This is a genomic window from Pseudomonas abieticivorans, from assembly GCF_023509015.1.
Taxonomy (GTDB): domain Bacteria; phylum Pseudomonadota; class Gammaproteobacteria; order Pseudomonadales; family Pseudomonadaceae; genus Aquipseudomonas; species Aquipseudomonas abieticivorans.
In genome coordinates, this window is sequence record NZ_CP094975.1 from 4398102 (window position 1) to 4424680 (window position 26579).

Below are 26579 nucleotides of genomic sequence, written 5' to 3' on the forward strand. Positions count from 1 at the left end.
GCGCTGCCGTATACCTGATACACCGCAGCGGCTTTTTCGCGGATCAATCCGCTCCTACAGGGGGGCGCTGGCTTATTGCTCCTGCGGCTTGGCCTCGCCATGGGACAGGCTGTACACGTAGGCTGCCAGCAGGTGGACCTTGTCCTTGCCCTGCAGTTGCTCTTGCGCCGGCATCTGGCCCTGGCGGCCGTAGCGGATAGTTTGCTGCAACTGGGCGAAGCTTGAACCGTAGATGAAGGCCTGTGGATTGGTCAGGTTCGGTGCGCCCATGGCCGGAGTGCCCTTGCCTTCTGGGCCGTGGCAGGCCACGCAGTTGGCGGCGAAAATCTTCTGCCCGGCAGCCGGGTCGGCCTTGGCGTCATCCGGTAGCTTGCGGCCATCCAATTGGGTAATCACAAAGGCTGAGACATCGGCCACGCCTTGTTCACCGATCACTTCGGCCCAGGCCGGCATCACTGCATGGCGGCCGCCCAGAATGGTGGTTTCGATGACCTGCGGGTCACCACCCCAGCGCCATTCGGTGTCGGTCAAATTAGGGAAGCCGTAGGCGCCCTTGGCGTCGGAGCCGTGGCACACCGAGCAGTTGGAGGCGAACAGGCGGCCGCCCATTTTCAACGCTTGCGGGTCTTTGGCGACGTCTTCGATCGGCATGGCGGCGAACTTGGCGAAAATCGGGCCGAAGCGGGCGTCGGCACGGGCCATTTCCTTTTCCCACTCGTGCACGCCGGTCCAGCCGGTCTGGCCGTTGGCGAATTCGATCTTCTTGTCGTTATCCATGTAGTTGTAGCCTGGCAGCAGGCCTTTCCAGTTGCCCAGGCCTGGGTACAACACCAGGTAGCCCAGGGCAAAGACGATGGTGCCGACAAACAGCATGAACCACCATTTGGGCAGCGGATTATCGTATTCCTCGATGCCGTCGAAGGAGTGCCCCACGGTTTCTTCGGTGGCTTCGCTGCGCTGGCCGCGGCGGGTGGAAAACAACAGCCAGGTCAGGGAAAAGATGGTGCCCAGCGTCAGGACGGTGACGTACAGACTCCAGAATGTACTCATTGTTTTTTGCTCCTGGCCGCTTCAGCTTGCGCTTTGAGGTGCTCGATGGCATCGGGGTCGTCTGCGAACGGCAGCAAGGTCGCTTCGTCGAATTCTTTTTTGCGCCGCCCACTGAACACCCAAAGCGCCAGGCCGATGAACGCCACCATCACCACGACGGTGCCCAAGCCCCGGATCAGTCCCATGTCCATAGTGGTCACCGCTTGCTTTTGATAATGGTGCCCAACCCTTGCAGGTAGGCGACCAGGGCGTCCATTTCAGTCTTGCCCTTCACGGCAGCCTGGGCACCGGCGATGTCTTCGTCGGTGTAGGGCACGCCGAGTGTGCGCAATACTTCCATCTTCTTGCCGGTTTCCTTGCCGTCCAGCTTGTGCTCGACCAGGAAGGGGTAGGCCGGCATTACCGACTCGGGCACCACGTTGCGCGGGTTGTACAGGTGCGCGCGGTGCCAGTCATCGGAGTAACGCCCGCCCACGCGGGCCAAGTCCGGCCCGGTGCGCTTGGAACCCCACAGGAACGGGTGGTCCCACACGCTTTCGCCGGCCACCGAGTAGTGCCCGTAGCGCTCGGTTTCGGCGCGGAACGGTCGGATCATCTGCGAGTGGCAACCCACGCAGCCGTTGGCGATGAACACGTCGCGGCCTTCCAGTTCCAGAGCCGGGCGTGGCTTCATGCCTTCGACGGGCTTGTTGGTCACGTCCTGGAAAAACAACGGGACGATCTGGGTCAAGCCACCGATGGCCACGGCGATGACCATGAACAAGGCCAGCAGGCCGATATTCTTCTCGAGTACTTCGTGTTTCATCAGTGAGCCCCCACGACGACGATCTGAGCCGCAGCTTCAGCCTCTTCAGGCGTGGCGGCACGCACGGTGCGCCACACGTTGTAGGCCATCAGCAGCATGCCGCTGGCGAAGAACGCCCCGCCCAGCGCGCGCACGATGTAGCCCGGGTGGCTGGCTTGCAATGCTTCGACGAAGGAGTAGGTGAGCGTGCCGTCATCGTTGATCGCCCGCCACATCAGGCCCTGGGTGATGCCGTTGACCCACATCGAGGCGATGTAGAGCACCGTGCCGATGGTGGCCAGCCAGAAGTGCGCGTTGATCAGGCCGATACTGTGCATCTGCTGGCGGCCGAAGATTTTCGGGATCATGTGGTACAGCGCGCCGATGGAAATCATTGCCACCCAGCCCAAGGCACCGGCGTGCACGTGGCCGATGGTCCAGTCGGTGTAGTGCGACAGCGAGTTGACGGTCTTGATGGCCATCATCGGGCCTTCGAAAGTGGACATGCCGTAAAACGCCAGGGACACCACCAGAAAGCGCAGGATCGGGTCGGTGCGCAACTTATGCCAGGCGCCCGAGAGGGTCATCATGCCGTTGATCATGCCGCCCCAGCTGGGCGCCAGCAGGATGATCGACATGGCCATGCCCAGGCTCTGCGCCCAGTCTGGCAGGGCGGTGTAGTGCAGGTGGTGGGGGCCGGCCCAGATGTACAGGGTGATCAGCGCCCAGAAGTGCACGATGGACAGGCGATAGGAGTAAATGGGCCGCTCGGCCTGTTTGGGCACGAAGTAATACATCATGCCCAGAAAACCCGTGGTCAGGAAAAAGCCCACGGCATTGTGCCCGTACCACCACTGGATCATCGCGTCGGTGGCGCCGGCGTAGGCCGAATAAGACTTGAACAGGCTCACTGGCAGGGAGATGTGGTTGACGATGTGCAGCATCGCCGTGACCAGGATGAACGCCCCGTAGAACCAGTTACCCACGTAGATGTGCTTGGTCTTGCGCTTGACGATGGTGCCGAAGAACACCACCGCGTAGGTGACCCAGACAATCGCCAGCAGGATGGCGATCGGCCATTCAAGCTCCGCGTATTCCTTGGTGGTGGTGTAGCCCAGCGGCAAAGTGACGATGGCGGAGACGATCACCGCTTGCCAGCCCCAGAAGGTGAATGCCGCCAAGCCATCGGAAATCAGCCGTGTCTGACAGGTACGCTGCACGACGTAGTAAGACGTGGAGAACAGTGCGCAGCCGCCGAACGCGAAAATCACCAGGTTGGTGTGCAAGGGGCGCAGCCGGCCGAAGGTGGTCCAGGGCAGGTCGAAGTTGAGCTGCGGCCAGACCAATTGCGAGGCGATGAACACGCCCAGCCCCATGCCAACAATCCCCCAGACCACCGTCATGATGGCGAACTGGCGGACCACCTTATAGTTATAAGCAGTCGGACTGATTGCTGTGCTCATTCTAAGGTTCCACGGTTTAGGTGTTGTTATTAAATTATAAAAACGGCCGCAAGTATGGGCAAAGCATCAGGTCATTGCAACGCGAGAGCCCCGTGCTAGAGGCTCTGCGGCCCAGTGTCGCGGTCATTTCAGCCATCTTCCCAAGGCATAAATGCAGCCTGTTGCGCGGTACAATGGGCGCCCTGCAAAACGGGGAATGCTTGAACCCCAGCGAAGGCGGCATTTTGTGCTTTCAATCCGCTTGGTGGGCGGTAAAAGTGCCATTTCAACAAGGCATTTACGCCGCCCTACAGCGTTGAAAAAAATGTATACATTTTTGTTCTACATCGAGCCAATGGGGCTCGACCGTTATGGCAATCAGCTTAGACCCAGATGGCAGCGCTGGAAAGGCGAAGCCCCCACAACGCTTGTGGCTTAGCAAAATCCACCCCTTAGACGAGTAACGAGGCAAGCATGAACAAAGGCAAGGGCGCGGGTATTGACGCCGATCAAGGTGCAGCGCAATGGGCACGCAATGGCTGGCTGTGGGACGCCCCGGTGGGCGGCAAGGGCGATGCACCCTGCCTTATTCTGGCCCACGGCGCCGGTGCACCGATGGACAGCGAGTTCATGAACGCCATGGCGCAAAAACTCGCAGCCCGTGGCATAGGCGTGCTGCGCTTCGAATTTCCCTACATGGCCCAGCGCCGCATCGACGGTGGCAAGCGCCCGCCCAACCCGGCGCCCAAGCTGCTGGCCTGCTGGCGCGAGGTGTATGCCCAGGTGCGTCCGCAGGTGGCCGGGCGGTTGGCGGTGGGCGGCAAGTCCATGGGGGGGCGCATGGCCAGCCTGGTGGCCGATGAATTGGGCGCTGATGCGCTGGTGTGCCTGGGGTATCCGTTCTACGCGGTGGGCAAGCCGCAAAAGCCGCGAGTGGAGCATTTGGCTGATTTGGTGACGCCGACGTTGATTGTTCAGGGCGAGCGCGATGCATTGGGTAACCGCGCGGCGGTGCAAGCGTACACGTTGTCGAAGGCCATCGAGGTGTGCTGGCTGGTGGCGGGGGATCATGACCTCAAGCCGCTGAAGGCTTCAGGGTTTACTCATGAGCAGCATCTGGACGCGGCGGCGCAGCGGATTGCGACGTTCTTGAACTGAGCGCCAGGGGCGGATTGAACCGCGAAAAGCGCACCCCCGTATGCCTGGCAGACGGGGTGTGCTTTTCGCGGATGAAGGCGCTCCTACCCCATTAATGCGTGTGGTCGCAGTACGTGTCAGCGGTTGAAGCGCTCCACCAGCGAGTATTGGCTGTTGGCGGTCTTGGTCAGCTCCTCACTCAACAACGCCGAGCTTTGCGCTTGCTCCGAGGTTTGGTCGGCCAAGGTGGCGATGGTGCTGATGTTGCGGCTGATCTCCTCGGCCACCGAGCTTTGTTCTTCGGTGGCGGCAGCGATCTGGGTGGTCATGTCGGTGATGTGGGCCACCGCTTCGCTGATGCCCACCAAGGCCTGATCGGCCTGTAGTACCCGCGCCACGCCTTCTTCGGCCTGGCGGTGGCCGGCGTCCATGGTCTGCACGGCGTTGCTGGCGGTGTGCTGCAGCTTGGCGATCAGGGTGTGGATCTGCCCGGTGGATTCGGCGGTGCGCTGCGCCAGTTGACGCACTTCGTCGGCCACCACGGCAAAACCGCGGCCCATTTCGCCAGCGCGAGCGGCTTCGATGGCCGCGTTCAGTGCCAGCAGGTTGGTTTGGTCGGCGATGCCTTTGATCACATCGACCACGCCGCCGATTTCTTCGCTGTCCTTGGCCAGTTGGGTCACGGTCTGGCCGGTTTCCCCCACCACCACCGACAGGCGCTGGATGGCGTCGCGGGTTTCACCGGCGATGGTGCGGCCCTGGCTGGTCAAGCGGTTGGCTTCCTGGGTGGCGTCGGCGGTGCGTTGCACGTGGCTGGCGACTTCCTGGGTGGTGGCGGCCATCTGGTTGACCGCAGTGGCCACCTGTTCGGTTTCCACGCGTTGGCGTTCAAGCCCGGTGGAGCTGTTGTGCGCCAGGGTGTCGGACTGCCGGGCTTGCTCGGTGAGGTGCTCTGCGGTGTCCTGCAGGCGGGTCAGGCAGGTTTTCAGGCGGGCTTCCTGGCTGAGGATGGACATTTCCAAACGTGCCTGGGCGCCGCGGCTGTCGGTGTACATCTGCGCGATCAGCGGGTCGGAGGTGGTCTGGTCGGCCAGGCGCAACAGGCGCTTGAGCCCGCGTTGCTGCCAACTGATGCCCAACAGGCCCAAGGGCACCGACAACGCTGCGGCCAAGGCGAAGCCCCACGGCGAATTGAGCCATATGCCGATCAAGAAGCTGATCTGGCTGACCAAAATAAAGGGCAGCCAGTCCTGTACCACCGGCACCCAGCTGTCGCGACGCGGGATCGCCGGTTTGCCTTGGTTCAGGCGCAGGTAAAGGCCCTGGGCGCGGGTGATTTGCTCGGCGGTGGGCTTGATGCGCACCGACTCGTAACCCACGACCTGTTTGTTGTCGAAGATCGGCGTGACGTAGGCGTTTACCCAGTAATAGTCGCCGTTCTTGCAGCGGTTCTTGACGATGCCCATCCACGGCTCGCCTTTGCGCAAGGTGGCCCACATGTGCTCGAACACTGCAGTCGGCACGTCGGGGTGGCGCACGGTGTTGTGCGGGGCGCGGATCAACTCATCGCGCGAAAAACCGCTGATCTCGACGAAGGCATCGTTGCAGTAAGTGATGACGCCTTTGGCATCGGTGGTCGAGATCAGGCGTTGCTGGGCCGGGAACGACCGTTCGCGCTGGGTGATGGGCTGATTGTTACGCATGAGAGGCTTCGATCCGCAGGGCTTTGACGGGATATCGGCAGCGCGGCGCAACAGTTGAGTATTTTTACCCGGGTCAATTCGACAGCGGATAGGTGAACAGGGCGAAATGCAAGGTATTGACCCCTGCATGGGTGAGTACTGCAGCGCCCAGCCCGCCCTGCCGATAGGCCAGGCCATAACCGATACCGGCCAGGGTCGCGACCACCACCATTTGCCAGCCAGCACCGATGTGGGCCAGGCCGAACAGCAGGCTGGCGACCAGCAGGGCCAGCCCTTCACCGTAGCGGTAACGCTGCAGGCAGCGGGCCAGGCCGCCTTGCAGGTAGGCGCGGAAGATCAGCTCCTCGACCAGGCTCACCAGCAGCAAATTATTGGCCAGCCACAGCCCACCCTGGGCTGGCCATTTGGGTGCCCAGGCGATCAAACCCAGCGCCACCGCCATGCCCAGCACCAGGATCGGGGTGCCCGGTACGGTTAGCCATAACCGCTTGGCTTGGCCAGCACGCCGCAGCAATAGCCAGGGGCACGCCAGCAACAGCCAGAAGCCAATCAGTGGTTTGTCCAGGTTGAGGTGCATGGAAAACGGCGCGCAGGTGCCGCAAAACCGCTGGGCATCGAACACTTGGGCATTTTCAAACCCTGGCAGCCAGTGCGCGCTCAAGCCGACCGCGAGCAGAATGAACACGCCATGCCCGACGATGGCCAGGTGCGCACGCAATACCAATGCCCCGGTCAGTAGCAACAGCGCAAATACGGGCAGTGTCGCAAGGCCCAGTTGCCCGTAATACAGCGCCAGGGCATAGCCCAGGGAAAGCAATGCGAGGAAATGCCAGCGATTCATGTCGGCCCTTGGGCAAGCGATGGGGAGCGGGCAATTCTACGTTTTAATGCAAGGGAAAGATGTCAGGCGCAAGGCGCCAAAGCAGGCAGGAAAGCTCCTACAAGATGGGGCTTTCCCGCCACTCGCCGTTACTTGGCGATCAGTTGGCGCAACACGTAATGCAGGATGCCGCCGGCCTTGAAATACTCCACTTCATTGAGCGTATCAATGCGGCACAGCACCTTGACCTGTTCCTGCAGGCCGTTTTCACGGGTGATGCGCAGGGTCAGGTCCATGCCAGGGTGGATCTCGGCGCCGGTCAGGCCGCTGATGTCCAGGGTTTCCTTGCCGCTCAGGTGCAGCGACTTGCGGCTTTGGCCGTCCTTGAACTGCAAGGGCAGCACGCCCATGCCCACCAGGTTGGAGCGGTGGATGCGCTCGAAGCTTTCGGCGATCACCGCTTTTACGCCCAGCAGGTTGGTGCCCTTGGCTGCCCAGTCGCGGCTCGAACCGGTGCCGTATTCCTGGCCGGCAACCACCACCAGCGGCGTGCCGGCTTTCTGGTAGGCCATGGCCGCGTCGTAAATGGCCAGTTTTTCCCCGGTGGGGATATAGATCGTGTTGCCGCCTTCTTCCCCGCCAAGCATTTCGTTGCGGATGCGGATATTGGCAAAAGTGCCGCGCATCATCACTTCGTGGTTGCCACGTCGCGAGCCGTAAGAGTTGAAGTCGCGCGGCTCCACGCCTTTTTCCCGCAGGTAGCGCCCGGCCGGGCTGTCGGCCTTGATGTTGCCTGCCGGCGAAATATGATCGGTGGTGACCGAGTCGCCCAGCAGGGCCAACACCCGTGCGCCCTTGACGTCGGCGATCACCGGCAGGGGGCCGGCGATGTCGTCGAAAAAGGGTGGGTGCTGGATGTAGGTGGAGTCGTCCTGCCACACGTAGGTCGCGGCCTTGGGCACTTCAATGGCCTGCCATTGCGCGTCGCCGGCGAACACTTCGGCGTATTCCTTGTGGAACATCGCGGTGTCGACCTTGGCCACCGCGTCGGCGATTTCCTGGCTGGTAGGCCAGATGTCGCGCAGGTACACCGGTTGCCCGTCGCTGCCGGTGCCCAGGGGTTCGCTGCTGAGGTCGCTGCGCACCGTGCCGGCCAGTGCATACGCCACCACCAAGGGCGGCGAGGCCAGCCAGTTGGTCTTGACCAGCGGGTGCACGCGGCCTTCGAAGTTGCGGTTGCCGGACAGCACCGAGGCCACGGTCAGGTCCGACTGCTGGATGGCTTTCTCGATCGGCTCGTCCAGCGGGCCCGAGTTGCCGATGCAGGTGGTGCAGCCGTAACCCACCAGGTCAAAGCCCAGGGCGTCGAGGTATTGGGTCAGGCCGGCGGCCTTGTAGTAGTCGGTGACCACCTTGGAGCCGGGGGCCAGGGAGCTCTTGACCCAGGGTTTGCGCTTGAGGCCCTTTTCCACGGCTTTTTTCGCCACCAGCCCTGCGGCCATCATCACGCTGGGGTTGGAGGTGTTGGTGCATGAGGTGATCGCGGCAATCACCACGGCACCGTGCTTGAGGTTGTAGGTCTGGCCCTGCCAGGTGTACTCGGCCTCGCCGGCCTGGTCGGCATTGCCCACGGCCACGCCGCCACCGCCTTCGCTTTCCAGGCGGCCCTCTTCCTTGGAGGAGGGCTTGAGTTGCAGGCCGATGAAATCGCTGAAGGCCTGGGGCACCTTGGGCAGGGCTACGCGGTCTTGCGGGCGCTTGGGCCCGGCGAGGCTGGCTTCGACTTCGCCCATGTCCAGCGCCAGGCTGTCGGTAAAGGCCGGCTCCATGCCGGGCAGGCGCCACAGGCCTTGGGCCTTGCAGTATGCTTCGACCAGCTTGACGGTGGCATCGGGGCGGCCCGACAGGCGCAGGTAGTCCAGCGTGACGTCGTCCACCGGGAAGAAACCGCAGGTAGCGCCGTATTCCGGGGCCATGTTGGCGATGGTGGCGCGGTCGGCCAGCGGTAGGTCGGCCAAGCCGTCGCCGTAAAACTCGACGAATTTGCCCACCACGCCTTTCTTGCGCAGCATCTGGGTGACGGTCAGCACCAGGTCGGTGGCGGTGATGCCTTCCTTGAGCTTGCCGGTGAGCTTGAAGCCAATGACTTCGGGGATCAGCATCGACACCGGCTGGCCGAGCATGGCCGCTTCCGCTTCGATACCGCCCACGCCCCAGCCGAGCACGCCCAGGCCATTGATCATGGTGGTGTGGGAGTCGGTGCCCACCAGGGTGTCGGGGAAGGCGTAGGTGCGGCCGTCCTCGTCCTTGGTCCACACGGTACGGCCCAGGTATTCCAGGTTCACCTGGTGGCAGATGCCGGTACCCGGCGGCACCACGCTGAAATTGTGAAAGGCGCTTTGGCCCCAACGCAAAAAGGCGTAACGCTCGCCATTGCGCTGCATTTCGATGTCGACGTTTTCACCGAACGCTTGCTGATCACCGTACTTGTCGACCATCACCGAGTGGTCGCATCACCAAGTCCACCGGCGACAGCGGGTTGATGCGCTGCGGATCGCCACCGGCCTTGGCCACGGCGGCGCGCATGGCCGCCAGGTCGACCACCGCCGGTACCCCGGTGAAGTCCTGCATCAGCACGCGTGCGGGGCGGTACTGGATCTCGCGGTCCGAGCGTCGCTCGTTCAGCCAGTTGGCCAGGGCCTGCAGGTCGGTGCCGGTGACGGTCTTGCCGTCTTCCCAGCGCAACAGGTTTTCCAGCAGTACTTTGAGCGACATCGGCAGTTTTTGCAGGTCGCCCAACCGTGCGGCGGCATCCGGCAAACTGAAATAGTGATATTGCTTGTCGTCGACTTGCAGGGTCTTGAGGGTTTTCAGGCTATCGAGGGAGGGCATTGACTCAACTCCTTGGCAGGGGCGACGCAAACCTGTTCCCTTGGTTCTACTGAGGTTTGGCCGCCGCTGTAGACGTCCGCACGGCACGGACCAGACATGAAGCTTAGCTGACTATCCATATACTGGACCGGTGCGGCATGACGCAGGTTCCCAACTTCCTTTATCATGCGCCGATTTCGGCGACGCGCCATGGGTGCGTGCGCCGTGGCGGCGGGCCAATCCTTGGCCGCTCGTCCAGGAGTGGTGAATGAATACGCTGTTTATGCATTGTCGGCCGGGCTTCGAAGGCGAAGTCTGCGCAGAAATTTCCGAGCACGCGGCACGCTTGAACGTGGCCGGCTACGCCAAGGGCAAGGCCGCTAGCGCCTGCGCCGAGTTCGTCTGCCACGAACCCGATGGCCCCCGGCGCTTGATGCAGGGCCTGCGTTTTGCCGACCTGATCTTCCCGCGCCAGTGGGCCCGCGGGCGTTTCGTCGACCTGCCGGAAACCGATCGCATCAGCGTGTTGCTGGAGCAGTTGGCCGACTATCCGACCTGCGGCAGCCTCTGGCTCGAAGTGCTGGACACCAACGATGGCAAAGAGCTGTCGACCTTCTGTCGCAAGTTCGAGGCGCCGCTGCGCAAGGCCCTGCTCAAGGCTGGCAAACTGGTGGACAACGCCGACCTGCCGCGCCTGCTGTTGACCTTCAAGAGTGGCCGCGAAGTGTTCCTGGGGCTTGCCGAGGCCGATAACCAGGCGATGTGGCCCATGGGTATCCCGCGCTTGAAGTTTCCGCGCGAGGCGCCCAGCCGTTCGACCCTGAAGCTGGAAGAGGCCTGGCACCACTTTATCCCCCGCCAGGAGTGGGACGAGCGCCTGCACAGCGACATGACCGGCGTGGACCTGGGCGCCTCGCCAGGCGGCTGGACCTACCAACTGGTACGTCGCGGCATGCTGGTGACGGCCATCGACAACGGCCCGATGGCCGAGAGCCTGATGGACACCGGGCTGGTCAAGCACTTGATGGCGGACGGCTTTACCTACCAGCCCAAGCCGCCAGTGGACTGGATGGTGTGCGACATCGTCGAAAAGCCGGCGCGCAACGCCGCCTTGCTGGAAACCTGGCTGGGCGAAGGCTACTGCCGTGAAGCGGTGGTCAACCTCAAGCTGCCGATGAAGCAGCGCTATGCCGAAGTGCGGCGCCTGCTGGATCGGATTGCCGATGGCTTCAAGGAACGTGGCATTCGCGTATCGATCGGCTGCAAGCAGTTGTATCACGACCGTGAGGAAGTGACCTGTCACCTGCGCCGCCTGGAGTCGCCGGCCACCGCTAAAAAAGCACCCCGTAAGCACTGAGGAGTATGTGATGAGTGATTCGACCCTGGCCGAAGACGCCGTCCTTGACGCCACCGGGCTGAACTGTCCGGAACCTGTGATGATGCTGCACCAGCACATCCGCGACCTGCCGGCCGGCGGCCTGCTCAAGGTGATCGCCACCGATCCGTCGACGCGCCGGGATATACCCAAGTTCTGCGTGTTCCTGGACCATGAGTTGGTGGGGCAGGAAGAGGCGGCGGGGACTTACCTGTATTGGATACGCAAGAAAGCCTGACACCGCCCCCCTGTAGGAGCGGATTTATCCGCGAAACGCCCACCTCGGTTCAGACGCCCGCCCGGATCCGCTTGCGGGCACTGCGCATCAACCGGAACAACAACATCACCGCCGCGCACGTCAGCCCCACGATCAACCCCTGCCACAGCCCGCTCGGGCCGCTGGGCGCGCCGAACCAGTCGGTCAGCCCCAGCAGGTAGCCCACCGGCAAGCCGATGCCCCAATAGGCGAACAGCGTCAGGATCATGGTCACCCGCGTGTCCTGGTAGCCACGCAGGGCGCCGGCGGCCGTCACCTGGACCGCGTCGGAAAACTGGAACAGCGCCGCGTACACGATCAGCATCGAGGCAATGCGCAGCACGTCCGGGTCGGCGGTGTAGATGGCCGCGATGTGTTCCCGGGTCAGCAGCATCAAACTGGCGGAAAAGCACGCGTAGGCCAGCGCCGTAGCCATGCCGATGCCTGCGGCAAAGCGCGCCTCGCGTGGCTGGTTGCGGCCCAAGGCCTGGCCAACCCGCACGGTCACGGCCATCCCCAGCGAGAAAGGCACCATGAACACCATCGAGCTGATATTCAGGGCGATCTGGTGCCCGGCCACCACGGTGGCGCCCAGGCTGCCGATCAGCAGGGCGATCACCGCGAAGATGCTCGACTCGGCAAACACCGCGATGCCGATCGGCAGGCCGATGTTCAACAAGCGCTTGATCACCGCCCACTGCGGCCACTGGAACTGGCCGAACACTGCCGCGCCCTTGTAGGCCGGTGCCCAGCGAATCCAGCCGGCCATGCCCAGCAGCATCATCCACATCACGCTGGCCGTGGCCCAGCCACAGCCGACGCCACCCATGGCCGGCACGCCGAAATGCCCATAAATGAACACGTAGTTCAGCGGGATGTTCAGCAACAAGCCGCACAGGCCCAGCACCATGCTTGGCCGGGTGCGGCCCATGCCGTCGCTGGTGCAGCGCAACACGTGGTACAGCGCCACCGACGGCAGGCCCGTGGCGATGCCGCGCAGGTAGCCCATGACACGGCGCGATCAGCTGCGGGTCCACCTTCATCAGGTGCAGGATGGGCTCGGCATTCAACAGCAAGGCACAGGCGCCGGCGCCAGCAGCCACCGCCAGCCACAAGGCCTGGCGTACCAGAGGGCCGATTTCGGCGGTTTGCCCGGCGCCGTGACGTTGCGCGACCTTGGGCGTGGTGGCCAGCAAAATACCGGTCATCAACAAGAACACCGGCACCCAGATCGAGTTGCCCAGGGCCACTGCGGCCAAATCCCGCGGGCCAACCCGCCCGGCCATCACCGCATCGACGAAGCCCATGGCGGTGTGCGCCAGTTGCGCGATGATAATCGGCACGGCCAGGGCCAGCAGCGTGCGCAGTTCCAGGCGGATGCGGGCAGGGCGGTTGAGCGGTGGGGCGGTAGCGGTGGCGGTGGTCACAAAGCGGCTGTCCATAATGGGTATACAAAAGGACCGCCGATTGTACGCCTTGACGCTCAGGTCAGGAAACACACTTGATCGCGGCTGGCCCTGCGGCCCGGCTACGCCTACACTGCCGCCCAAACCTGGGAGCTTGCCATGCTGATTGTCGCCGACGAAAACATTCCACTGCTCGATGCCTTCTTCGCCGGCTTTGGTGAAATCCGCCGGGTGCCCGGCCGGTCCATCGACCGCGAAACCCTGGAAGGCGCCGACGTGCTGCTGGTGCGTTCGGTGACACAGGTCAATCGTGCCTTGCTCGAAGGCAGCGCAATCCGTTTTGTGGGCACCTGCACCATCGGCACCGATCACCTGGACCTGGATTATTTCGCCGAGCGCGGCATCCAGTGGTCCAGTGCCCCGGGTTGCAACGCCCGTGGGGTGGTCGACTATGTGCTGGGCAGCCTGCTGACCCTGGCCGAAATCGAAGGGGTGGACTTGGCCCAGCGCCGTTACGGCGTGGTGGGGGCTGGCCAGGTCGGCTCGCGGCTGGTCAAGGTGCTGCGCGAACTGGGTTGGGACGTACGCGTATGCGACCCGGTGCGCCAGGCGGCCGAAGGCGGCGACTTCGTCAGCCTGGAGGAGGTACTCGACTACTGCGACGTGATCAGCCTGCACACGCCGCTGACCCGCACCGGGCCGCACGCCACCTGGCACCTGTTGGGCGAAGAGCGCCTGGCGCGCCTGCCGTCCGGCGCTTGGCTGATCAACGCCGCCCGGGGGCCGGTGATCGATAACGTGGCCCTGCGTGAGCTGTTGCTCGCCCGCGACGACGTGCAGGCGGTGCTCGACGTGTGGGAGCACGAGCCACAGGTCGACCTGGAACTGGCTGACCTGTGCGTGCTGGCCACCCCGCACATCGCCGGCTACAGCCTGGACGGCCGTCAACGCGGCACCGCGCAGATCTACGATGCGCTGTGTGTTTGGCTTGAAGTGGCCAATGACATCAAGTTGGCCGACCTGCTGCCGCGCCCCTGGCTTGCCGAAATGGCGTTGCAGGGCCAGACCGATCCGGCCTGGGCCCTGGCGGCGCTGTGCCGTGGCGTGTACGACCCGCGTCGCGACGATGCGGACTTTCGTCGCAGCCTGAGTGAAGACCCGACGAAGCAGAAGGCGGCGTTCGATGCCTTGCGCAAGCACTACCCGATTCGCCGCGAAATCGAAGGGCTGAAGGTGCGCATCGACGGCTATTCGCCGGATCTGCGTAAAATCGTGTTGGCGTTGGGCGCTGAACTGGTTTGACCCTTCGCGGATAAATCCGCGAACCGGCCACCGCTTCTTTCGAATTAACACGTGACCCACCCCGTCATCTGTCCGACAATCACCTTTTTGGCGCTTCGTGATGAGCTGCGTGGTGGAAGAGATCGAAACTGAAGTACCCCGCGAGCGCGTCGAGCGTTTGCTGGCCGAAGTGCACGATGCCTACGGGATGATCCGGGTGTTGGAGGTCGAGGATTACCGTTTCCTCGAGTTTGGCGATGCCATCGAGCAGAGCTGCACCTTTACCGCCGATCCCAGTTGGCTGGAGTACGACTATACCCGGGCCATGCTGATCGGGGCCTTGTGCCACGAACAGCCGGACAGCGCGCTGTTCCTGGGCCTGGGCGCCGGTACCCTGACCCAGGCCTGCCTGAAATTCCTGCCGCTGGAAGACGTCGAGGCCATCGAGTTGCGCCCGGACGTGCCGCGCCTGGCAATCGAATACATGGGCCTGGACGATGACCCGCGCCTTTATATACGCGTGGGCGATGCGCTTGAGCTGCTGCCGACGGCGGAACCGGCCGACCTGATCTTCGTCGACTTGTACACCGACCACGGCCCGGCAGTCGGGCACCTGGCGTGGGGCTTCCTGGAAAACTGCCAGAAACGGCTGAACCCGGGCGGCTGGCTGATCATCAACCAGTGGGCCAATGAAGACGACGGCAAGCCCTTGGGCGCTGCGTTGCTGCGCGGCCTGTACCACCGGCATTACTGGGAGCTGCCGGTGAAGGAGGGCAATGTCATCCTGATGGTGCCCGCCGACCTCGACCAGGCACTCGACCTGCCGGGCCTGAGTGCGCGTGCAGAGGCCTTGGCGCCGCGCCTGGGCTATTCGTTGCAGTCGCTGATCGGGCAGATTCGCCCAGCCAGTTGATGGGTGCTGGCCTGGGCTGCGATGCGCTCGGCCAGTTGCAGGGCGCGCGGCATCAGGTCTTCGCTGGCCATCACCTCTTGCACCAGGCCCAGGCGCAGCGCTTCGTGGGCGTCGAACTCATCGCCCGTCAACAACCAGCGCATCGCGTTGCCGCGCCCGGCAATTTCCTGGAAGCGCGCGGTGGCGCCGCCGAACGGGAAGTGCCCGGGCGTGGCCTCCAAGTGAGCGTAGCGGGTATTGCTGGCGCACAGGTTGATGTCGGCGGCCAGCATCAATTCGATGCCCAGTGTCATGCAGTAGCCTTGCGTGGCCACGATCACAGGCTTGGTCACGGCCGGGCCGTTGCCCAGTTGCCAGGGGTCGCAGCCGCCGGGTGGCACCGTCCAGCCCTGCAGCAGGTTGTCGTTGGCCTCGGGCAGTTCAAGGCCTGCGCAAAAATGCTCGCCCTGTGCATAGACCACGGCGGCGCGGGCGGCTGGGTCGCGCTCATACTCGCCATAGGCCAGGCACAGTTGCTCCAGCATGGCCAAGTCGAAGGCGTTGCGCTGGGCGACCCTGTCCAGGCCGATCAGCATCACGGCGCCACGCAGTTCTCGACTGACGTGGCCAGGGCAAGGTGGGCTCATTCGGGCATTCCTCAACAGGCAGACGGATGGGGGTTGGGCGCCTTCAGGTGAAACGATTTAGCCCACGAGCCAGCCCCGCGTGCATTAAGCAAAGTAGACGTCTTGTGGATTATCCGCAAAGCCTGTGTCATTCAGGTGTACAGCCGTCCGATAGTGTGAAAAAACTCTCACGGGATCGGCGATTTCAGGTATAGTGCGCGCCGGTCTTTAATCAGGCCACGTTTAGGTAGCGCAATCCCCCGAAGACAGCTTCGGCTGCATGTCCGTTCCGCGGACTCTCCCTAACGATTCTTTCATTCAATCGTTTTCGCAAATCCCCGCCGACAAAGCTGCCAGGGTGACTCTCGAGTCTTACAAGGCATGCGCAGCTTTGGAGCATGGGTCTTTGCGGATGCACTTAGAGGCAGACCCATGACCCAGGAAACCGGCGGCTTCGCCGCTCTCGGACTTAACCCGAATATTGTTGCAGCCGTCGTCGCGACTGGCTACGAAGAGCCGTCGGCTATTCAGCAGCAATCGATCCCAATCATCCTGGAAGGTCATGACATGATCGGCCAGGCGCAGACAGGTACCGGTAAAACCGCTGCCTTCGCACTGCCGATTCTGAGTCGCATCGATCCGAACAAGCGCGAGCCGCAAGCCCTGATCCTGGCGCCAACCCGTGAGTTGGCGCTGCAAGTAGCCACTGCATTCGAAACCTATGCCAAGCAAATGCCTGGCGTAACCGTAGTGGCCGTGTATGGCGGTGCCCCGATGGGCCCGCAGTTGAAAGCCATCCGTAACGGCGCGCAAATCGTCGTTGCTACCCCTGGCCGTCTGTGCGACCACCTGCGTCGCGACGAAAAAGTGCTGGCGACCGTGAACCACCTGGTTCTCGACGAAGCTGACGAAATGCTCAAGCTGGGCTTCATGGACGACCTGGAAGTCATCTTCAAGGCCATGCCGGAAACCCGTCAGACCGTATTGTTCTCGGCGACCCTGCCGCAGTCGATCCGCGCGATCGCCGAGCGTCACCTCAAAGACCCGAAACACGTCAAGATCCAGAGCAAGACCCAGACCGTTACCGCGATCGAGCAGGCTCACCTGCTGGTTCACGCTGACCAGAAAACTTCGGCTGTCCTGCGTTTGCTGGAAGTGGAAGAGTTCGACGCCCTGATCGCTTTCGTGCGTACCAAGCAAGCGACCCTGGACCTGGCCAGCGCCCTTGAAGCCAAAGGCTACAAGGCTGCTGCCCTGAACGGTGACATCGCTCAGAACCAGCGTGAGCGCGTAATCGAGTCGCTCAAGGATGGCCGTCTGGACATCGTTGTGGCCACCGACGTTGCTGCTCGTGGCCTGGACGTTCCGCGCATCACTCACGTGTTCAACGTTGACATGCCGTACGACCCGGAGTCCTACGTTCACCGTATCGGCCGTACCGGCCGTGCCGGTCGCGAAGGTCGTGCACTGCTGCTGGTAACTCCGCGCGAGCGCCGCATGCTGCAAGTGATCGAGCGTGTTACGGGTCAAAAGGTTGCTGAAGTTCGCCTGCCGAACGCTCAAGCCGTTCTGGACGCCCGCATCAAGAAGCTGACCAACAGCCTCGCGCCGCTGGTGGCTGACGCCGAAGCAACTCACGGTGAACTGCTGGATCGCCTGACTGCCGATATCGGTTGCACCCCGCGTGCCCTGGCTGCCGCCCTGCTGCGCAAGGCTACCAATGGTCAGGCCCTGACCTTGGACGCCGTTGAGCGTGAACAGCCGTTGGTTCCGACCAACAGCGCACCACGTGAGCGTACTGGCGGTGATCGCCCTGAGCGCAGCGGTGGTGAGCGTGAGCGTCGTGCGCCAATGCCACTGGCCGAAGGCCGTGCGCGTTGCCGTACTGCCCTGGGTGCTCGCGACGGTATCGCCGCGAAAAACCTGCTGGGTGCCATCCTGAACGAAGGCGGCCTGGCCCGCGAAGCAATCGGCCGCATCCAGGTGCGCGACAGCTTCAGCCTGGTCGAGCTGCCGGAAGACGGTCTGGAAAAACTGCTGACCAAGCTCAAGGACACTCGTGTTGCCGGTAAGCAGCTGAAGCTGCGCCGTTATCGCGAGGACTGATCACTGCCTGGCAGTTGATTAGCGCTTGAAAAAATCCCCGACTGGTTCGGGGATTTTTTTTGCCTGCTTCGCGGCGGTCTGGTGATCCCGCCAGTTCTGTTTTTTCGGGGGGGGGGCTGAGGCGATCTTTTCGCGGATGAATCCGCTCCTGTTGTGGTCTGTAGGAGCGGATTTATCCGCGAAAAGAACAGCGCTTACTCAAACCGATAGATGTCCATTCCCAGCGCCCCCAGGGTAAACCCCTGGTGCTCGATACCGAATGCCCCGCCTGCGCCACGTGCGAAGTACAGCGGCAGCAAATGCTCATCGCTCGGATGGTTACGCACCGCGTGCGGCGCCTGCTCCCGGTAGCCCAGCAGCGCCGCTGTGTCCTCGGCCGCCAGCTTTTCCACCATCCAGTCGCGAAATTCCCGCGCCCAGGGGGTGATGCGTTCAGGCCCTGCGTGCCAGTCCAGTTCACGCAGGTTATGGGTAATGCTGCCGGAGCCAATCAGCAAAATGCCCTGTTCGCGCAGGCTGTTCAATGCCTTGCCAACGGCCTCCTGAAGGGCCGGGCCCTGGCGGCTGGGCAGCGACACTTGCACCACGGGAATATCGGCCAACGGGTACATCAGCGACAGCGGCACCCACACGCCGTGGTCGAACGGGCGCTGCGGGTCCAGGCGCACCGGCAGGCCGGCATCAGACAGGCGTTGCGCCACCTCGGCCGCCAGTTGCGGTTGGCCGGGCGCGGGGTATTGCACGGCGAACAGCGCCGCCGGGAAGCCACCGAAATCGTGCCAGGTTTCCGGCTGTTCGCCACTGGAGACCACCAGGTCGCGGCTTTCCCAGTGCGCCGAGACAATCACGATAGCCTTGGGCCGTGGCAGTTCGGCAGCCAGGCGCGCGAGTGCCGGGCCGCTTTCGCCCGGTTGCAGTGCGAGCATGGGTGAACCGTGGGAAATAAACAGGCTGGGGAACATGGTCGAGGTCCTGAGCGTTAAGATGGGATTATCATCCGGCAGATCATTGATCTAATTCCAATATAAGTTTTAACCCTTTTTAATCGATTTATTAAAGGTGAACCATGCAGCCAGAGTTTTGGTATTCCCGCTGGCAGAACAATCAAATCGGCTTCCACCAGCGCGCGGTCAACCCCTACCTGCAACGGTTCTGGCCTGGGCTTGAGGTGCCCGTGGGCGCACGGGTGCTGGTGCCGTTGTGTGGCAAGAGCCTGGACCTGGCCTGGCTGGCGGCGCAGGGGTATGGCGTGCTCGGGGTCGAACTCTCGCAGACCGCCATCGAGGGCTTCTTCGAGGAGCAAGGCCTGACCCCTGTCATTGAGCAGCAGGGGGCCTTCAAGCGTTATCGCACCCATGGCCTGGAGTTGTGGTGTGGGGATGTCTTCGCACTCAGCCCGGTGGACGTCGCCGATTGCGTTGGGGTGTACGACCGCGCGGCACTGATCGCCTTACCGCCCGAGATGCGCCAGCGCTACGCCGCCCACTTGGCTGCAATCCTGCCCAGGCACTGCCGTGGGCTGCTGGTGACCCTGGACTACGATCAGGCCGTGGTCGCGGGGCCACCCTTTGCGGTGGCACAGGATGAGGTGCAGGCCTTGTTGGCTCGGCGCTGGCAACTGGACCTGGCAGACGACCAGGACATCCTGGGTCAAAGCCCCAAGTTCCAGCAGGCCAGTGCCCAGTGGCTGCGCGAGCGCGCCTACCGGTTATTGCCCTTGGGTACGCTGTAGCTGGCGCACGAAACTGTCGGTGTCATTGATGGCGCGTTGCATCGTCGTCAGCAGCGGCTGGATATTGCCCTGCAAGGTGCTGTAGCCGTTGTCCAGGTTGCTGATGGTTTGTGCGTTGAGGTGGTGCTTGAAAAACAGCAGCTGGTCGCGCATGGCTGCCAAGGCGGGGTCTATGTGGCTTTGTGCGTCGCGCATTTTGCCCAGCAGGTCTTGATACTGCACCTGGGTGGCCTGCAACTCTTGCTGGCTGGCCTGCTTGAGGCCCGGGTCGCTGTAGCGGCCCAGCTCGTCTTGCCATTCGTCAAACAGTGCATCGGCCACCTGCTCGACCGTGTCGACGCGCGGGCCGACGGCGCGGGCGGCTTTCTCCGTGTCGCGGTAATCCTGTTCCAGTGCCGCGTATTGTTCGGCCGGCGCGTCTTTGGCCTGCAAGGCGCGGCGGTAGTTGTCCAGGGAGCGGCTGAACTGGAAGCGCGCGCGGATTTGCGCCTGGCGTGCGTCCTCCACACGGTTTTGCAGGATCTGGCGTTTCGGGATGCCGGCCTGCTCCATGGCGGACAAGTAGGTGTTCTGGCAGCCAGCAAGGGCGAGCAGGGCGGTCAAGGCCAGGAAAAAGGCGCGCATCCGGTAGGGTCCTTTGCAGAGGTGTTTACTTCAGACAAAAGAAAAGGGCGACTTGCGTCGCCCTCCGAAGATTTTAGCGGATGGGATCAACCACGGCGGCGCAGGGCCTCGATGCGGTCTTCCAGCGGCGGGTGGCTCATGAACAAGCCCGCCAGGCCGTGCTTGAGGCCGCCATTGATGCCGAAGGCGCTCAGGGTGTCGGGCATCTGCACCGGGATGCCTTGCTCGGCACGCAGGCGTTGCAGGGCGCCGATCATCGCCGCAGTACCGGCCAGCTGGGCACCGGCCTCGTCGGCGCGGAACTCACGCTTGCGCGAAAACCACATCACGATGGTGCTGGCCAGCACGCCCAGTACCAGTTCGGCGACGATGGTCGCGATGTAATACGCCATGCCCTGGCCTTCTTCGTTCTTGAAGATGACCTTGTCGACGAAGTTGCCGATGATGCGGGCAAAAAACATCACGAAGGTGTTCACCACGCCCTGCACAAGCGCCATGGTCACCATGTCGCCGTTGGCCACGTGGCCGATCTCGTGGGCCAGCACGGCGCGCACCTCGTCGGGCGAGAAGCGTTCCAGCAGGCCCTGGCTCACGGCGACCAGCGCGTCGTTCTTGTTCCAGCCGGTGGCAAAGGCGTTGGCTTCGTAGGCCGGGAAGATACCGACCTCGGGCATCTTGATGCCGGCTTCGCGGGACAGCTCTTCAACGGTCTGCATCAGCCATTGTTCGTGGCGGGTGCGGGGTTGGGTGATGATCTGGGTGCTGGTGCTCATCTTCGCCATCCATTTGGAGATGAACAGCGAAAACAGCGAGCCTGCGAAACCAAAGACAGCGCAGAAAATCAGCAGCTGATTGAGGTTCAGATCAACCCCGTTGGCCGCCATGACCCCATTGAAGCCGAAAAGGCTCAAGGTGATGCTGGCAATCAGCACGACCGCAAGGTTAGTGGCCAAGAACAGCAAAATGCGCATCATGGTTGTAGCGTTCTCCTGGTGGAAATTAGTCTAGCGATGACGGGTATATAAGGTGCGGCCTGAAGCGATTCAACAACGGGACTATTTCAAACTGTGTCCATCATTGAATTCTAGCCACAGGTGCACCCCAGGCGCGTCGAGGCGTCAGGCGGTAGGCTCAGGAGAAGTGTTACCAGATAAATAGCTGACGCTCGCCCAAGTGGGCGAGCGTGCGGGGAGGGGTGTTACTGGCGGTAGGATTTGAGGAAGCTGCCGATACGACCGATCGCCTGTTCCAAGTCATCGACCCGTGGCAGGGTGACCACGCGGAAGTGATCCGGGTGTGGCCAGTTGAAGGCCGTGCCCTGTACCACCAGCAGTTTTTCCGAGAGCAGCAGGTCGAGCACGAACTTCTCGTCGTTGAGGATCGGGCAGACTTTTGGGTCGATCCGCGGGAAGGCGTACAGCGCCCCCATGGGCTTGACGCAGCTCACGCCCGGGATGTCGTTGAGCAATTCCCAGGTGCGGTTGCGCTGCTCCAGCAGGCGGCCCTGCGGCAATACCAGGTCGTTGATGCTCTGGTAGCCGCCCAGTGCGGTCTGGATGGCGTGCTGGCTCGGCACGTTGGCGCACAGGCGCATGTTGGCCAGGATGTCGATGCCTTCGATGTAGCTGGCGGCGTTGTGCTTGGGGCCGGAAATGGCAATCCAGCCGGAACGGAAACCCGCCACGCGGTAGGATTTGGACAGACCGTTGAAGGTCAGGCACAGCAGGTCTGGCGCCAGGGAGGCGGTGCAGATATGCACGGCATCGTCGTAGAGGATCTTGTCGTAGATCTCGTCGGAGAACACCACCAGGTTGTGCTGGCGAGCGATTTCCAACATGCCCAGCAGGACTTCCTTGGAGTACACCGCGCCGGTTGGGTTGTTGGGGTTGATGATCACCATGGCCTTGGTGTTCGGGGTGATCTTGGCCTTGATATCATCCAGGTCTGGCCACCAGTTGGCCTGTTCGTCGCACAGGTAATGCACGGCGTTGCCGCCGGCCAGGCTTACCGAGGCCGTCCACAGCGGGTAGTCGGGGGCTGGGATCAGCACTTCGTCGCCGTTGTTGAGCAGGGCCTGCAGCGACATCACGATCAGTTCGGACACGCCGTTGCCGAGGTAGATGTCTTCGATGCCAACGCCTTCTACCTGCTTTTGCTGGTAGTACTGCATCACCGCCTTGCGCGCGCTGAACAGGCCCTTGGAGTCGCTGTAGCCTTGGGAAACCGGCAGGTTGCGGATCACGTCCTGGAGGATTTCGTCCGGCGCTTCGAAACCAAAGGGCGCCGGGTTGCCGATGTTCAGCTTGAGGATGCGGTGGCCTTCCTCTTCCAGGCGCTTGGCGTGCTTGAGCACTGGGCCGCGAATGTCATAGCAGACGTTGGCGAGCTTGTTCGATTTGCTGACCTGCATGATTTGATCCCAAGAAGAAAAGATCGCTGCGCGTGGCGCGGTGAAATTGAATTTGAATGCGCGGTGCGCGGGTGACAGACTGAAGTACAAGTTGGCGCATCATACGTGCCGCCTGATCCCTGGAAAAGGTACAGATCAGGTTTTTCATTTGCCGAGGACAGCCGATGACCCAGTTCAGCAAAACCGATGAAGAATGGCGCGCCATGCTCGACCCCGAGCAGTATAACGTGTGCCGCCTTAAAGCCACCGAGCGGCCCTTTACCGGCAAGTACAACAGCACCAAGACCAAGGGGGTCTACCACTGCGTGTGCTGCAACGAGCCGTTGTTCAGTTCCGAAACCAAGTTTGATTCCGGCTGCGGCTGGCCCAGTTTCTACGCGCCGATCGGTGAAAGCGCGATGGTCGAGATCCGCGATACCACCCATGGCATGATCCGCACCGAGGTGGTCTGCGCCACCTGCGACGCGCACCTGGGCCACGTGTTTCCGGACGGCCCGCCGCCAACCGGGCTGCGTTATTGCATCAACTCGGTGTGCCTGGACCTGGTGCCGTCCGAATAAACCCTGTGCGAACGGTAGGGGCATCCGCGAAAAGGACGCTGCGCGGTGTCAGGTAAGCGGCGTTGGCTGCTTCGCGGATAAATCCGCTCCTACCGGGGGATGCAGCGATTATATGGATTGTGTGCAATTCAATTGCGCGCTATGTTGGTGACTCATTTCATAAAAAGAGCGCCACTGACCATGAGCGACACCTTGCTGAGCATCCCGTGCACCACCATCACCGGCGAGCAGAAAACCCTCGGTGACTTCGCCGGCAAGGCCATTTTGGTGGTCAATACCGCCAGCAAGTGCGGCTTTACCCCGCAATACAAAGGGCTGGAGCAGCTGTGGCAGGACTATAAGGACCAAGGCCTGGTGGTATTGGGGTTCCCGTGCAATCAGTTCGGCAAACAGGAACCGGGTGACGAAAGCGCGATCTCGCAGTTTTGTGAACTGAACTTTGGTGTCAGCTTCCCGCTGTTCAAAAAGATCGATGTGAACGGCACCGACGCCCACCCGCTGTTTGTCCAGCTCAAGCAGCGCGCCCCGGGCCTGTTGGGGTCCAAGGGGATCAAGTGGAACTTCACCAAGTTCTTGATCGGCAAGGACGGCTTGCTGGTCAAGCGCTTCGGCCCCACCACCAAGCCTCAGGACCTGAACGCCGAGATCGAAGCCCTGCTCAAATGACCGACCTGCGCCTGGACAATCAATTGTGCTTCAAGCTCTACGCAGCCTCGCGCGCGGTCACCCGTGGCTACAAGCCGATGCTCGATGCATTGGGCCTGACGTACCCTCAGTACCTGGTGATGCTGGTGCTGTGGGAATGGCGCGATGAGCCGCTCCAGCAGCCCACGGTCAAGGCCCTGGGCCAGCGCCTGAGCCTGGATTCCGGGACCTTGACGCCGTTGCTCAAGCGCTTGCAGCAGTTGGCGCTGGTGGAGCGTGCGCGTGCTGTGGCAGACGAGCGCGAGGTGCACGTGAGCGTGACCGCTAAAGGCCTGGCTTTGCGCGCGCAGGTCGCGCCGTTGCGCGAACGCCTGATCTGCGATAGCGGGGTAGACCTTGACCGGGCCCAGGCCTTGGCGCAGGGGTTGGACGCACTGTTGCGTCAGTTCAACTGAGCGCGGGGCCCAGCGGCACCCAGTGGTCGAGCAGGGTGATCAGCTCTTCGCGGCGGAAGGGTTTGGCCAGGTAGTCACTCATGCCGGCGGCGCGGCAGCGTTCGCGTTCCTCGGGCATGGCGTTGGCAGTCAGGGCGACGATTGGCAGGTTGTGCCAGCGACCGCTCTGGCGGATTCGCCGGCTGGCCTCGTAGCCGTTCATGACCGGCATGTTGCAGTCCATCAGCACCAGGTCGAAGCTCTTCTCTTCAAGCTCAGCCAAGGCTTCGCCGCCGTGGGCCGCGACGATCACCTCGCAGCCCAGCTTGCTCAGCATGCCCTTGGCCACCAGTTGGTTGACCGGGTTGTCTTCCACCAGCAGGATCCTCGCGCGGCACTCCAGCGAGTGCTCGGCGCGCAGGGCGTCCAGTGGCGAGGGCTCGTCGCCCATCAGCGTGCGGCGCAAGCTCTGGTACAGCGCGTTGCGTGCCAGCGGACGCGCTTGTTGCTGTAGCGGGCTCAAGGCGGTGGCCTGTTCGGTGGGCAAGAAGTTGCCATAGGCAGTCACCAGCAGGATCGGCGCGCTGATGGTGGGGCGCAGGCCGAACAGGCAATCCAGGCAGTCGGTGATCAACAGGTCCGGGGCCAGGCCCTGCAAGTCATCGTTGAGATCATAGCGCCGATAACTCAGGCCCCAACCCGGCAGCAGGCTCTGGAGCAGTTCGCTCAGGCCACTGGTTGCCGAACTGACCGCGATCACCTGGCCGTTGAGCGGCGCAGGCGCGATGGCCGGCGTATGGATCAATAATGGCAGGTCGGCGCAGAACTGGCTGCCAAACCCGCTTTCCGAGCTGATGCTCAGGCGGCCCTCCATGGCTTCGCACAGGTTATTGGTCAGTGCCAGGCCCAGCCCGGTGCCGCCAAACTGCCGGGTGATGCCGGCGCCAGCCTGGGTGAAGGGTTGGAATATCTTGACCTGGGCTTCCTGGGGGATGCCGATGCCGGTGTCGCACACCTCGACGCGAACGCCGCCAGGGTAGTGGCTCAGGCGCACGTCCACGCGGCCGAAGCGGGTGAACTTCAAGGCGTTGGACAGCAGGTTGCTGACGATCTGCCGCACCCGGGTCGGGTCGCCCAACACCATCGAGGGGAATTGCGGGTCGATCAGGCACGTCAGTTCGACGCTGGGCGCAGCGTTCTGCGACAGCAGGTTGGCAGTGTCTTCCACCAGCGCGCCGAGGTCGAAGGGGATGCGTTCGAGTTCCAGTTGGCCGGCGTCGAACTTGGACAGGTCGAGGATGTCGTTGAGCAACTCCACCAAGACCTTACCCGAGTCGTGGGCGATCGACAGTTGCTGGCGCTGCTCGGCGGTCAGCGTGCTGTCCAGTGACAACGCGATCATGCCCAGCAAGCCATTGAGTGGGGTGCGGATTTCGTGGCTCATGTTGGCCAGGAACGCGGCGCGGGCCTGGGCCATGTCCAGGGCGGTGCGGCGGGCGCTTTCCAGTTCCTCGTTGGACAGGCTCAGGCGAATGTTGCTGGCCTTGAGCTCGGTGGTGCGCGCCGAGACGATGTTCTCCAGCTCGTTGAGGTAGTCGGTGAGGCGGTTTTCGGCGGCACGGCGCTGCTGGATCTCGGTGGCCATGCTGACGAACTGCTGGTTGGCGACCTTCACCAGCACGCCGATCTCGTCCTTCTCATGGCCGGGTGGGAACGCCAGTTTGCTCGGTTTTGGGCCGTGTGGGTCGCTGCTGCTCAGGGCGCTGATGACCTTGATCAGCGGCTTGGTCAGCATCGTGTAGAACAGCGCCAACAGGATGCCAGTCAGGATCAGGCTGCGCAGGAAGCCGCTGAGCAGGGTGATCTCGGCTCGGCGCAAAAAGCGCTGGCCAAATGCGAAAGTGTCGACCTCGATGATCAGGGTGCCGAGGCGCTCGTTGGGCATGTGGCTGAGAAACAGCGGGTCTTGGAACTCGCGGTGTTCGCCAAACAGGCAGTCGCTGATAAATCGATAAGGGCTTTCGTTACGCGGCCGGCTGACGTTGGCCAGTACCGTGTTGGTGTTGTCCATCAGCCGAGCGCCAGTGATGGAGCTTGAGTGCAGCAGGCCGCGGGTGAGTTCCTTGGCCAGCTCGCTGTCGATGTTGTAGGCGATGCGCGAGGCCGGATTGTGGCTGATGTCCAGCAGCGAAAGCATCTCGCGGTTGATCGCCTCGTCGACACTGGCATAATCGATGCCGATCTGCACCAGGCTGAGCAGGAAGCCCAGGATAAAACCGACCAATACCGTCAGTCGTGCTTGCTTGTATGACAGGCGATTGGTGAATTTTATATCCATGGGTACTGAGCCAATTTCTCGTTCCGTGCGCTGGGCAAGCATAGCCGAACAACTCCGTGTTTCGGCAAGCCCGTCATTTTATCTTTA

Annotated in this window: 21 protein-coding genes and 3 pseudogenes; 10 read left to right on the forward strand and 14 right to left on the reverse strand. The window is 62.6% G+C overall.

What is annotated here, in order from left to right:
- Positions 1 to 72 precede the first annotated feature (72 nt).
- Genes ccoP through ccoN form a run of 4 tightly spaced genes read right to left on the reverse strand, consistent with a single transcriptional unit; the run spans position 73 to position 3297 of the window.
- Positions 73 to 1050, reverse strand: a complete 978-nt coding sequence (gene ccoP, locus L9B60_RS20185) for a cytochrome-c oxidase, cbb3-type subunit III (RefSeq protein WP_249672521.1) — start codon at positions 1048 to 1050, stop codon at positions 73 to 75.
- A complete protein-coding gene (locus tag L9B60_RS20190) occupies positions 1047 to 1241 on the reverse strand; it encodes a cbb3-type cytochrome oxidase subunit 3 (RefSeq protein WP_249672523.1) in 195 nt (64 codons plus the stop codon). The genes ccoP and L9B60_RS20190 overlap by 4 nt, the downstream gene beginning before the upstream one ends.
- A 5-nt stretch (positions 1242 to 1246) precedes the next feature.
- A complete protein-coding gene (ccoO, locus tag L9B60_RS20195; RefSeq protein ID WP_249672526.1) occupies positions 1247 to 1855 on the reverse strand; it encodes a cytochrome-c oxidase, cbb3-type subunit II in 609 nt (202 codons plus the stop codon).
- Complete coding sequence (gene ccoN / locus L9B60_RS20200) at positions 1855 to 3297, reverse strand: cytochrome-c oxidase, cbb3-type subunit I (protein ID WP_249672528.1); 1443 nt, start codon at positions 3295 to 3297, stop codon at positions 1855 to 1857. The genes ccoO and ccoN overlap by 1 nt, the downstream gene beginning before the upstream one ends.
- A gap of 453 nt (positions 3298 to 3750) precedes the next feature.
- Between ccoN and L9B60_RS20205 the strand changes: the two genes are divergently transcribed.
- On the forward strand, positions 3751 to 4434 hold the full coding sequence (locus L9B60_RS20205) for an alpha/beta family hydrolase (RefSeq protein WP_249672531.1): 684 nt from the start codon (positions 3751 to 3753) through the stop codon (positions 4432 to 4434).
- 116 nt (positions 4435 to 4550) lie between these two features.
- On the opposite strand, the gene L9B60_RS20210 is transcribed toward L9B60_RS20205, so the two are convergent.
- The 3 genes and pseudogenes from L9B60_RS20210 to acnA form a co-directional block, all read right to left on the reverse strand.
- A complete protein-coding gene (locus L9B60_RS20210; RefSeq protein ID WP_249672534.1) occupies positions 4551 to 6116 on the reverse strand; it encodes a methyl-accepting chemotaxis protein in 1566 nt (521 codons plus the stop codon).
- Between the two features lie 73 nt (positions 6117 to 6189).
- Complete coding sequence (locus L9B60_RS20215; RefSeq protein ID WP_249672536.1) at positions 6190 to 6957, reverse strand: CPBP family intramembrane glutamic endopeptidase; 768 nt, start codon at positions 6955 to 6957, stop codon at positions 6190 to 6192.
- A 128-nt stretch (positions 6958 to 7085) separates the two neighbouring features.
- A pseudogene (acnA, locus tag L9B60_RS20220) lies at positions 7086 to 9828 on the reverse strand (aconitate hydratase AcnA).
- A 247-nt stretch (positions 9829 to 10075) separates the two neighbouring features.
- On the opposite strand from acnA, the gene rlmM reads away from it, so the two are divergent.
- Together rlmM and tusA are read left to right on the forward strand one after the other, a co-directional pair.
- Positions 10076 to 11164, forward strand: a complete 1089-nt coding sequence (gene rlmM, locus L9B60_RS20225) for a 23S rRNA (cytidine(2498)-2'-O)-methyltransferase RlmM (protein ID WP_249672538.1) — start codon at positions 10076 to 10078, stop codon at positions 11162 to 11164.
- A gap of 10 nt (positions 11165 to 11174) precedes the next feature.
- Positions 11175 to 11420 carry a sulfurtransferase TusA gene (gene tusA, locus L9B60_RS20230; RefSeq protein ID WP_249672540.1) on the forward strand — a complete coding sequence of 82 codons (246 nt, stop codon included), beginning with the start codon at positions 11175 to 11177 and terminating at the stop codon, positions 11418 to 11420.
- Between the two features lie 49 nt (positions 11421 to 11469).
- On the opposite strand, the pseudogene L9B60_RS20235 reads toward tusA, so the two are convergent.
- Positions 11470 to 12880 (reverse strand): annotated as a pseudogene (locus tag L9B60_RS20235) (MATE family efflux transporter).
- Positions 12881 to 13003: 123 nt separating this feature from the next.
- Here L9B60_RS20235 and pdxB point away from each other — a divergent pair.
- Positions 13004 to 14146, forward strand: a complete 1143-nt coding sequence (gene pdxB, locus L9B60_RS20240) for a 4-phosphoerythronate dehydrogenase PdxB (RefSeq protein ID WP_249672542.1) — start codon at positions 13004 to 13006, stop codon at positions 14144 to 14146.
- Between the two features lie 100 nt (positions 14147 to 14246).
- Entirely contained in the window at positions 14247 to 15038 is a 792-nt protein-coding gene (locus L9B60_RS20245; RefSeq protein WP_249672544.1) for a spermidine synthase, read from the forward strand.
- A gap of 8 nt (positions 15039 to 15046) precedes the next feature.
- Here L9B60_RS20245 and L9B60_RS20250 read toward each other — a convergent pair.
- A pseudogene (locus tag L9B60_RS20250) lies at positions 15047 to 15664 on the reverse strand (crotonase/enoyl-CoA hydratase family protein); the annotation flags it as partial.
- 411 nt (positions 15665 to 16075) lie between these two features.
- Between L9B60_RS20250 and L9B60_RS20255 the strand changes: the two are divergent.
- The gene (locus L9B60_RS20255; protein ID WP_498371215.1) at positions 16076 to 17749 is read left to right on the forward strand and encodes a DEAD/DEAH box helicase; all 1674 of its coding nucleotides are present in this window, start codon (positions 16076 to 16078) and stop codon (positions 17747 to 17749) included.
- A gap of 194 nt (positions 17750 to 17943) precedes the next feature.
- Here the strand turns inward: L9B60_RS20255 and L9B60_RS20260 are convergent, their stop codons facing one another.
- A complete protein-coding gene (locus tag L9B60_RS20260; RefSeq protein WP_249672546.1) occupies positions 17944 to 18711 on the reverse strand; it encodes a DODA-type extradiol aromatic ring-opening family dioxygenase in 768 nt (255 codons plus the stop codon).
- 104 nt (positions 18712 to 18815) lie between these two features.
- Between L9B60_RS20260 and L9B60_RS20265 the strand changes: the two genes are divergently transcribed.
- Positions 18816 to 19481 (forward strand): thiopurine S-methyltransferase, encoded by a 666-nt coding sequence (locus L9B60_RS20265; protein WP_249672547.1) that lies wholly within the window; start codon positions 18816 to 18818, stop codon positions 19479 to 19481.
- Here the strand turns inward: L9B60_RS20265 and L9B60_RS20270 are convergent.
- The 3 genes from L9B60_RS20270 to L9B60_RS20280 all read right to left on the reverse strand — a co-directional run bounded on the left by L9B60_RS20270 (position 19458) and on the right by L9B60_RS20280 (position 22515).
- A complete protein-coding gene (locus L9B60_RS20270; RefSeq protein WP_249672549.1) occupies positions 19458 to 20105 on the reverse strand; it encodes a DUF2959 family protein in 648 nt (215 codons plus the stop codon). The two genes, L9B60_RS20265 and L9B60_RS20270, sit on opposite strands and share 24 nt — an antisense overlap.
- Positions 20106 to 20191: 86 nt before the next feature.
- Positions 20192 to 21079, reverse strand: a complete 888-nt coding sequence (htpX, locus tag L9B60_RS20275; RefSeq protein ID WP_249672550.1) for a protease HtpX — start codon at positions 21077 to 21079, stop codon at positions 20192 to 20194.
- Between the two features lie 224 nt (positions 21080 to 21303).
- On the reverse strand, positions 21304 to 22515 hold the full coding sequence (locus tag L9B60_RS20280) for a pyridoxal phosphate-dependent aminotransferase (RefSeq protein ID WP_249672552.1): 1212 nt from the start codon (positions 22513 to 22515) through the stop codon (positions 21304 to 21306).
- Between the two features lie 164 nt (positions 22516 to 22679).
- Between L9B60_RS20280 and msrB the strand changes: the two genes are divergently transcribed.
- From msrB to L9B60_RS20295, 3 genes are all read left to right on the forward strand, one after another.
- Positions 22680 to 23075 carry a peptide-methionine (R)-S-oxide reductase MsrB gene (msrB, locus tag L9B60_RS20285; protein ID WP_249672554.1) on the forward strand — a complete coding sequence of 132 codons (396 nt, stop codon included), beginning with the start codon at positions 22680 to 22682 and terminating at the stop codon, positions 23073 to 23075.
- A 180-nt stretch (positions 23076 to 23255) separates the two neighbouring features.
- A complete protein-coding gene (locus tag L9B60_RS20290; protein WP_249672557.1) occupies positions 23256 to 23741 on the forward strand; it encodes a glutathione peroxidase in 486 nt (161 codons plus the stop codon).
- Positions 23738 to 24175, forward strand: coding sequence for a MarR family winged helix-turn-helix transcriptional regulator (locus L9B60_RS20295; RefSeq protein WP_249672561.1), 438 nt, complete (start codon positions 23738 to 23740; stop codon positions 24173 to 24175). The genes L9B60_RS20290 and L9B60_RS20295 overlap by 4 nt, the downstream gene beginning before the upstream one ends.
- Here L9B60_RS20295 and L9B60_RS20300 read toward each other — a convergent pair.
- A complete protein-coding gene (locus tag L9B60_RS20300) occupies positions 24168 to 26492 on the reverse strand; it encodes a response regulator (protein ID WP_249672563.1) in 2325 nt (774 codons plus the stop codon). The genes L9B60_RS20295 and L9B60_RS20300 overlap by 8 nt on opposite strands.
- Between the last annotated feature and the right edge of the window lie 87 nt (positions 26493 to 26579).